Raw genomic sequence first — 7,840 nt, 5'->3', positions numbered from 1 at the left:
ATCAGCTTCTCTGCAGGGCCACGTGGACGCCGAGGCCGACAAGCACGGCGCCGCCTGCACGCTGCATCAGCCGCTGCGCCCGCCCTGAACGCCGCAGCCGGTCGATCATCGCGCCGGCAAGGAATACGCAAACAATATCGGCGGAGGAAAACATCAGATTGACGATGGTTCCAAGCACGACGAACTGCAGCCAGACGGGAACGCCGCCGAGGCATCGATGAATTGCGGCAGGAACGCCATGAAGAAGATCGCCGTCTTCGGATTGAGCACCTCGACGGTGATGCTTTCGAAAAAGGCGCGCCGCGCCGATTTCCGCTCGATGGCCGGCAGAGCCGTATCGCCGCCTGTCCGTTTGCGGATCATTGAGACGCCGAGCCAGATCAGATAGAGCGCGCCGCCGAGCTTGACCGCCAGATAGAGCGGCGGCACGGCGTGGAACAGGACGGACAGTCCCGCGGCGGCCGCGAAGACATGCACATAACCGCCAAGATGAATGCCGAGAGCCGCCGTCAGCCCCGACCAGCGGCCCCGCGCCATCGTCTGCGCCGCGGCTAAAGCATGGCGGGTCCGGGGATGTAGGCGAAGATCGCAGTGGTGGCGAAGAATGCGATGAGCAGTTCGGTCGACGGCATTCTTGGTCCCTTACGCTGCGCCAGCTGGCTAAGGCCGACTGGAGCGGTAGCTTTGCGGCCTCACTGTGGCAAGGAACCTGTCTGCCGGGATTTGGTCAAGACACGCGCCATGAACTTGTCATGGTCGATCACGGCGCGCTCGTGGAAACCTTCCCCGATCGGTCCGCCCTCGTCACTGCACGACACCTTGAAGCGCAGCTTTCTTCCTTCCACGGCGATAAGCTCGACATCTGCCGTGACCATCATGCCGACAGGCGTGGCGGCGACATGGGAAACATCGACATGGGTGCCGACGGTCCTCTCATGGCTTCCGAGGAACGGGCGCAATGCCTCGATGCACGCCCATTCGATGAAGCCGACCATGAAGGCGGTAGCGAATACCGGCGGCATGTCGCCGAATCCCGCAAAGGCCGGCGTCATGGCAGGCACCGTCAGGGTATCGTCCACCCGCAGGGTTTGAAGATGGCGAAGGCCAGGCTTTAGATCGGACGTCATGATTGCACCACGGGCATGTATCCGCACCGCGGCGCCCTCGCCCCGGTGCTTGCAAGCAGCTTATCCCGAAAGCCCTTCCGCCGATCCATCCCTACATTCGTCGTAGCCGCGGCCGGCGAGCTTTATCGACAGCCCAGCCCACCTCCCCTATAAGAGCCCGGATCGCAAACAGACAGAGGCCTTCATGATCATCGTCACGGGCGGCGCCGGCATGATCGGCTCCAACATCGTCGCCGCACTCAACGCCGAGGGGCATGACGACATCGTCGTGGTCGACGATCTCACCGACGGCCACAAGATCGCCAACCTCGCCGACCTTCGCGTCGCCGACTATCTCGACAAGGACGATTTTCTCGCCCAGCTCGAGAATGGCGCGCTCGGCCGCATCGAGGTCGTCTTCCATCAGGGCGCCTGCTCGACCACCACCGAGTGGAACGGCAAGTTCATGATGCACGTGAACTACACCTATTCGAAGCGGCTCCTGCATGCCTGCCTCGACCTGCGCGTGCCCTTCCTTTATGCCTCCTCCGCATCCGTCTATGGCGGGGGCAGCGAGTTCCGCGAGGAGCCCGAGTTCGAGCGCCCGCTCAATGTCTATGCCTATTCGAAGAAACTGTTCGACGACTATGTCCGCCGCAATGTCGACGCCGATCATTCGCAGGTGACGGGGCTGCGCTACTTCAACGTCTACGGACCGCGCGAGGCGCACAAGGGCGCCATGGCGTCCGTCGCCTTCCATCTGTTCAACCAGGTCGAGCGCGGCGAAAATCCGAAACTCTTCGGCGCCTATGGCGACTTCGGCCCCGGCGAGCAGAGCCGCGACTTCATCCATGTCGGCGATGTCGCCGACGTCAATCTGTGGCTTTGGAAAAAGGGCCAGAGCGGCATCTTCAACTGCGGCACCGGTCGCGCCCAGCCGTTCCGCGCCGTCGCCGAAACGGTGATCGACACGCTGGGCAAGGGCGAGATCGAGTTCATCCCCTTTCCCGACCATCTCAAGGGCAGCTACCAGAGTTTTACGCAGGCTGATATGTCCCGCTTGCGCGCGGCCGGCTACAATGGCCAATTCCGCACAGTCGAAACCGGCGTCAGGGACTATGTCGAATGGCTGAAGGCCCAACGATCCTCGTGATCGGTCCACGCTGGGTGGGCGACATGGTCATGGCGCAGTGCCTGTTTGCGGCGCTGAAGGAAAAACATCCGAACGCGGCGATCGATGTGCTGGCGCCGGCCTGGGCCGCGCCTTTGGTCAAGCGCATGCCCGAGATACGCAGCCAGATCGACTTCCCGCTGATGCCGGGCGCGCTCGAATTCCGCAGCCGCAGGCGCTTCGGCCGCCTGCTGCGCGGCCGCTACGACATGGCCTATGTGCTGCCGGGAAGCTGGAAATCGGCACTGATCCCGTTCTTTGCCCGCATCCCCCATCGTGTCGGCAATTTGCGCGAAATGCGCTATGGCCTGCTGACCGACATCGTGCCGCTGCCCGAAGCGCTGAAGCGGCGCACGGCGCGCGCCTATTTCGGCCTCGCGCGCGGCGGCACGTTTCGCGCGCCGAAGCTTACCGTCGACAAGGCCAACCAAGCCGATCTGCTGGCGCGGTTCGGGCTGACGGGAAGGAAATTTGTGGCGCTCATGCCCGGCGCCGAGTTCGGCCCGGCAAAACGCTGGCCGAGCGATCACTATGCCGGGCTTGCCCGGAACATGATGGCAAAGGGTCTGGGCGTCGTGCTGCTCGGCTCGAAGAACGATGCCGGCGTGACCGGCGAGATCGCGACGCTCGCGCCCGGCGCCATCGACCTTGCCGGCAAGACGCGGCTGGAGGACGCCATCGACCTGATCGCCGCGGCAAAGCTTGCGGTCTCGAACGACAGCGGGCTGATGCATGTCGCGGCCGCCGTAAACACGCCGATCGTGGCCGTCTATGGTTCGACGTCGCCGGAAAACACGCCGCCGCTCAGCGAGCGCTCCGAACTGATCTGGCTGCATCTGTCCTGCTCGCCCTGTCACAAGAAAGTCTGCCCGCTCGGGCATCTCAACTGCCTCAAGACCCTTGATGTCGCCCGTGTCACTGCCGCGGCCGACCGCCTGCTCAAGGTTCCGGCGGCCGCATGAAAGTGCTGATCGTCAAGACATCGTCGATGGGCGATGTCATTCACACCTTTCCGGCCGTCGAGGACGCGGTGCGCAATCGTCCGGATATCAGCTTCGACTGGTGCGTGGAGGAGCCGTTTGCCGGCATCGTGGCGCTGCATCCGGCGATTGGAGTGATCCACAAGGTGGCGGTCCGGCGCTGGCGCAAGAGGCTTTTCGACGGCGGAACGTGGCGTGAGATGGCCGGGCTGCGCCGAGCACTCCGTGCCTCCCGCTACGATCTTGTCGTCGACGCGCAAGGCTTGTTGAAGTCTGCCCTGGTCGCCATCCAGGCCGACGCGCCGATTGCCGGCTTCGACCGCGCCAGCGCCCGTGAGCCTTCGGCGACGCTGTTCTATCAGCGCAAATACGCCGTGCCGCGCGATCTGCATGCCATCGAGCGCACCAGGCGGCTGTTCGGCCTGGCGCTGGGCTACCAGCCTGACCTGTCGGCGCTCGAGTCCGGCATCGTGCCGCCAGCGGGCGCGCTACCCGGCGTTGAAGGCAAAACCGCTTTCCTGCTCCACGGCACCAGCCGCGAGGACAAGAAATGGCCGGCCGAGGACTGGATCGGAACCGCGCGCGAGCTGGCCGACCGGCAATTCACGCCAGTGGTCACATGGTCGAATGAGGCGGAAAAGAAGGTGGCGGAGGCCATCGCCGGTGCCGTGCCAAAGACGTTGCTGGTTGCGAAATCGCCGCTCGCGGACGTCGCCGCGATCCTCGGCCGCTCGACGCTCGTCATCGGCGCCGACACCGGCCTCACCCACCTCGCCAGCGCCTTCGGCCTCCCGACCGTCGCCATCTTCCTGGCGACGGAGCCCGGTCTCACCGGCCCGCGCGGAAAGTTTGCATCGACCTTGCTTGCGCCGCCCGGCGGCAAGATCACGCCGGCTGAGGTGATGGCCGAGGCTGAGCGGCTGCTGGTGCTCAGATCAAACGCGCCAGCTTAGACCGCGGCTGCTTCGTCATCCACGGGCGGAGCAAGGAGCGAAGCGACGCGGCGCAGACCCGAGGATGACGACGTCACGGAGGCTTCAGCCAATTCCGAACGTTTGCAATGGATCCGCAGCGAGCCGTGGTAGCTCAGAAATCGACGCCAGGACATGATCTCGAAAAGTGAGAACCGAAAGATCATGTTCCAACAAAGAGTTGGATCAGGATGACAATTCAATGAAACGTCATCCCAATCTGGCGAAGCGCACTAAATAAATTGCACCTGGACGATCTCATATCCCCGGGCGCCGCCGGGAGCGTTCACCTCGATGGCGTCGCCGACTTCCTTGCCGATCAGCGCACGCGCGATCGGCGAGGAGATCGAGATGCGGCCGGACTTCACGTCGGCTTCCTGGTCGCCGACGATCTGGTAGGTCTTCTTTTCCTCGGTGTCCTCGTCGACGAGCACGACGGTCGCGCCGAACTTCACCTTGTCGCCGGAAAGCTTGGAGACGTCGATGACCTCGGCGCGCGCGATCAGATCCTCGAGCTCGTTGATGCGGCCTTCATTGTGGCTCTGCGACTCCTTGGCCGCGTGATATTCGGCATTTTCGGACAGGTCGCCATGCGAGCGCGCTTCGGAGATCGCCTCGATGATACGCGGACGCTCCTCTTGCTGGCGCCAACGCAGTTCTTCCTTCAATGACGCGAACCCCTCGCCTGTCATCGGGACCTTGATCATATGCCTGACCTTTCCTGCCGCCACCCCCGCTTGTCGGGAGCAGCCTTGTCAAATGGGTACAAAAAGAAAACGGTCCGGCAGCCTCGGGCTAACGGAACCGTTTCACCACAATTTCCCTGAATATAGCGATCTTGGCGCGATTTTCACGTGCAAAAATGAAGTTCGGCGAAATGATCACCGCTTTCGCGGATGCCGGTTGATGGCGAACAACAAAAAGCCGGCTACGATTGCTCGCAGCCGGCCCGAAGAGCTTGAAGCCCTGTTCAGCTCCGCAGGAAATGATCGATCTGCTCGGACAGCATGCCGTATTCGCGCGAGCCCGTGCCGGTCCGCTTTTCGATTTCCTTGAGCTGTTCCTGAGCGCCGGCGAGATCGCCGATCTGAAGATGCGCTTCGCCGAGATATTCGCGCACAAGCGTGTAGTTCGGGTCGATGCGCAGCGCTTCCTCGTAATAGCCGAGGCCGACCGTGACGCGGCCAGAATGGCGATGCGAATAGCCGAGATAGTTGAGGATGCGCGGATCCTGCTTGTTGGCGGCGAGCGTCAGCACCGAGATCGCCTCGTCATAGCGCCCGGCCATCGCCAGATCGTGGCCGGCCTCGTAGATGCTGTCGTCATCCAGCATGCCATATTGCGGCTTCACGCACTTGTTCTTCTTCTTGTCCCAGACTTCGCCCTTCTTGCACTGGGTAGTGGTTTGGCCGCTTCCGCCACCTTCACCGGCCGCAAAAGCCGGGGCGACGAACAGCGGCAGCGCCGCAATAGCCATGACCTGAACAAGCAATCGTCTGCGCATCGATGCCTCCGTGAGCGTGACAATGGCAGACTAACGCCGGCCCGATCCGCTTTCATCCCGAAAAGCCGTCATCGGCCGAACTATTTTGGACGGCCCGAAGGAGAGCCTTGCCTCCGGGCGTGACGCGCGCTGCAAATCCGCTATCATCGGGCCACGCGCATCACGTGGAGAAGGACCGTGCAGCAGCGCCTCGAGAAAGAATGGGAGCTTTCCATCGACCCGGACACGGTGCGCCTGTTCATCCTCAAGGCCAAGGCGCTGAGCGCCGCCGTCAACGAGGACTATGACGACGGCGCCGAGCACGAGGTCGAGTTCGACGGCGACGCGCATGCCAGCCATCACCATGACGGCCTTGTCGAGGAAGCCTCGGAAGACCTCACCGAGGAAGAATTCCGCGAGCTGATCAACGATCTCAACATCGACGAAGCGGCCGAGCTGATCGCGCTCGCCTGGGTCGGGCGCGGCGACTATGACGCATCCGAATGGGCTGACGCGGTGGCAGCCGCCAGGGAGCGTCCAAGGAAGCGCACGGCCAAATACCTGCTCGGCCTGCCGATGCTTGCCGACTGGTTGGAGGAAGGCCTTGAAGCCATAGGCGCGTAACGCGCCGGTAACCGATTGTGATCGGCAAGGCCGGCGGTACAGGCAACTTCGCGACGCGATTGCCGTTTCGGGGCGATGGCAACGCTGAGCATTTCCGGATTGTGCAGATTGGCGTTGCCTTTGGCGGCGGCAGCCCTGCTGATAACGCCGGCCACGGCCGCCAAGCATCATCACCGGCACAAGAGACACCTGCCGCCAGCCAGCGAGAGCGCCGCTCCGGTACCGGAGACGCCGCAAACGACACCGGCGCCAGGGGCACGTCCTCAGGATATGGAAAACCGCGCCCAGAAGTCCGGGCAAGGCAAAAGCCGCCTCGACAGCGACGACGACTTCCTGAACCAGGAGAAGTCGCATCCGAAATGGGACGCCCATCCGCCGCGCTCGAAGGGCGCTCAGTCCGGGGCACGGGCGGAGCCCGATCCGCAAACGCCGGAGATTGTCCCCACGCCGACCGAAAAACCCGCCGAACTGGAGCCGGAGCCGCCGGAAACCGCGCCGCAACCGCCGGAAAAACCGGCCGATGCCGGCGAGGAAAAGATGCTTCCCGATCCCCGCTCGGCCGATGTGCCGGCCGACGAGATGCCGGCCGAGGAAACCGCGTGTCGCGAGCGGCTAAGGACGCTTGGCGTCGAGTTCGAGGAGCACAAGGCCGAGCACGACGCGCAAATCGGCTGCTCTATCCCCTATCCGATAGTTTTGAAGACGCTCGGCAAGTCCATCAGTGTCAGTCCCGGCACCGAGCTCAATTGCCCGATGGCCGAGGCAACGGCGCGCTTCATGGCCGATGTCGTCCAGCCCACGGCAAAGGCCGAACGCGGCGCCGATTTGAAGGCGGTCAACCAGGCCTCGGCCTTCGTCTGCCGCCCGCGCAACGGCACCCGCAAACTGTCGGAACACGCCTTTGGCAACGCGGTCGATATTGCGAGCTTCAACTTGTCGGACGGAAGCAGGATCGAGGTCGGGCCGGCGCCTCCTGAAAAAGATGCGAAGTTCCTCGACGCAGTGCGCAAGGCTGCCTGCGGACCGTTCAAGACGGTGCTTGGGCCGGGCGCCGACGCCGACCACGCGCTGCATTTCCATCTCGACCTGGAACCGCGACGTCACGGCGGCACCTTCTGCCAATAGCCACAATTCCGGAAGTTTCGGTCACGTCCCGGCAAGAACAGCGCCGCAATTCCGCCCCAGGCATGAATGCCGGCGCTGATCTTTCCTTTACTGTTGAGGGTTAACCTTGTGCCATTCGGGGACAAGGACGCCTTTCAATGGCTCGAAGACTTGGCGCTGCGCTGATGGCGGCGCAACGAAACAAGTGCGCGCGAATCGCGATCGCCGGGCTGGCCGCCGGCGCCATCGCGACGATATCGGCCTGTACCACGGGCGACGTCTTTGCGCTGCAGCCCGCCGTCGATGTCGGCAGCCAGACGGCGGCCGTGCCACAGCCCGACGCGCCGCAATATTCCGGCATGCAGCGCCTCGTTCCCTCCAACCCCTATATGACCCAGGCC

Annotated in this window: 8 protein-coding genes and 2 pseudogenes; 6 read left to right on the top strand and 4 right to left on the bottom strand. The window is 63.5% G+C overall.

Annotated features, from left to right (window positions below; translation table 11 throughout):
* Position 1 precedes the first annotated feature (1 nt).
* Positions 2-632 (bottom strand): annotated as a pseudogene (locus EOA24_RS20465) (LysE family translocator).
* Between the two features lie 60 nt (positions 633-692).
* Positions 693-1,127 carry a thioesterase family protein gene (locus EOA24_RS20460; RefSeq protein ID WP_126081708.1) on the bottom strand — a complete coding sequence of 145 codons (435 nt, stop codon included), beginning with the start codon at positions 1,125-1,127 and terminating at the stop codon, positions 693-695.
* Positions 1,128-1,311: 184 nt separating this feature from the next.
* Between EOA24_RS20460 and rfaD the strand changes: the two genes are divergently transcribed.
* From rfaD to waaC, 3 genes are read left to right on the top strand one after another with little or no spacing between them, the layout of a single operon-like run.
* Positions 1,312-2,259: an ADP-glyceromanno-heptose 6-epimerase gene (rfaD, locus tag EOA24_RS20455; RefSeq protein WP_126081707.1), complete on the top strand. Its 948-nt coding sequence runs from the start codon at positions 1,312-1,314 to the stop codon at positions 2,257-2,259.
* Positions 2,232-3,239, top strand: a complete 1,008-nt coding sequence (waaF, locus tag EOA24_RS20450; RefSeq protein ID WP_126081706.1) for a lipopolysaccharide heptosyltransferase II — start codon at positions 2,232-2,234, stop codon at positions 3,237-3,239. Before rfaD ends, waaF begins: the two co-directional genes overlap by 28 nt.
* Positions 3,236-4,210 (top strand): lipopolysaccharide heptosyltransferase I, encoded by a 975-nt coding sequence (waaC, locus tag EOA24_RS20445; protein ID WP_126081705.1) that lies wholly within the window; start codon positions 3,236-3,238, stop codon positions 4,208-4,210. Before waaF ends, waaC begins: the two co-directional genes overlap by 4 nt.
* 251 nt (positions 4,211-4,461) lie before the next feature.
* Here the strand turns inward: waaC and greA are convergent, their stop codons facing one another.
* The gene (gene greA, locus EOA24_RS20440; protein ID WP_027168132.1) at positions 4,462-4,935 is read right to left on the bottom strand and encodes a transcription elongation factor GreA; all 474 of its coding nucleotides are present in this window, start codon (positions 4,933-4,935) and stop codon (positions 4,462-4,464) included.
* Between the two features lie 263 nt (positions 4,936-5,198).
* The gene (locus EOA24_RS20435; protein ID WP_126081704.1) at positions 5,199-5,732 is read right to left on the bottom strand and encodes a tetratricopeptide repeat protein; all 534 of its coding nucleotides are present in this window, start codon (positions 5,730-5,732) and stop codon (positions 5,199-5,201) included.
* A 177-nt stretch (positions 5,733-5,909) separates the two neighbouring features.
* On the opposite strand from EOA24_RS20435, the gene EOA24_RS20430 reads away from it, so the two are divergent.
* From EOA24_RS20430 to EOA24_RS20420, 3 genes and pseudogenes are all read left to right on the top strand, one after another.
* Positions 5,910-6,335, top strand: a complete 426-nt coding sequence (locus tag EOA24_RS20430) for a DUF3775 domain-containing protein (protein WP_112126832.1) — start codon at positions 5,910-5,912, stop codon at positions 6,333-6,335.
* 114 nt (positions 6,336-6,449) lie between these two features.
* A complete protein-coding gene (locus EOA24_RS20425) occupies positions 6,450-7,460 on the top strand; it encodes an extensin family protein (RefSeq protein WP_127257479.1) in 1,011 nt (336 codons plus the stop codon).
* A gap of 137 nt (positions 7,461-7,597) precedes the next feature.
* Positions 7,598-7,840, top strand: a pseudogene (locus EOA24_RS20420) (extensin); the annotation flags it as partial.

Source organism: Mesorhizobium sp. M2A.F.Ca.ET.039.01.1.1 (assembly GCF_003998035.1).
GTDB lineage: Bacteria > Pseudomonadota > Alphaproteobacteria > Rhizobiales > Rhizobiaceae > Mesorhizobium.
The sequence above is the reverse complement of the archived record's forward strand: the minus strand, read 5'-3'. Positions and strand labels throughout refer to the sequence as shown.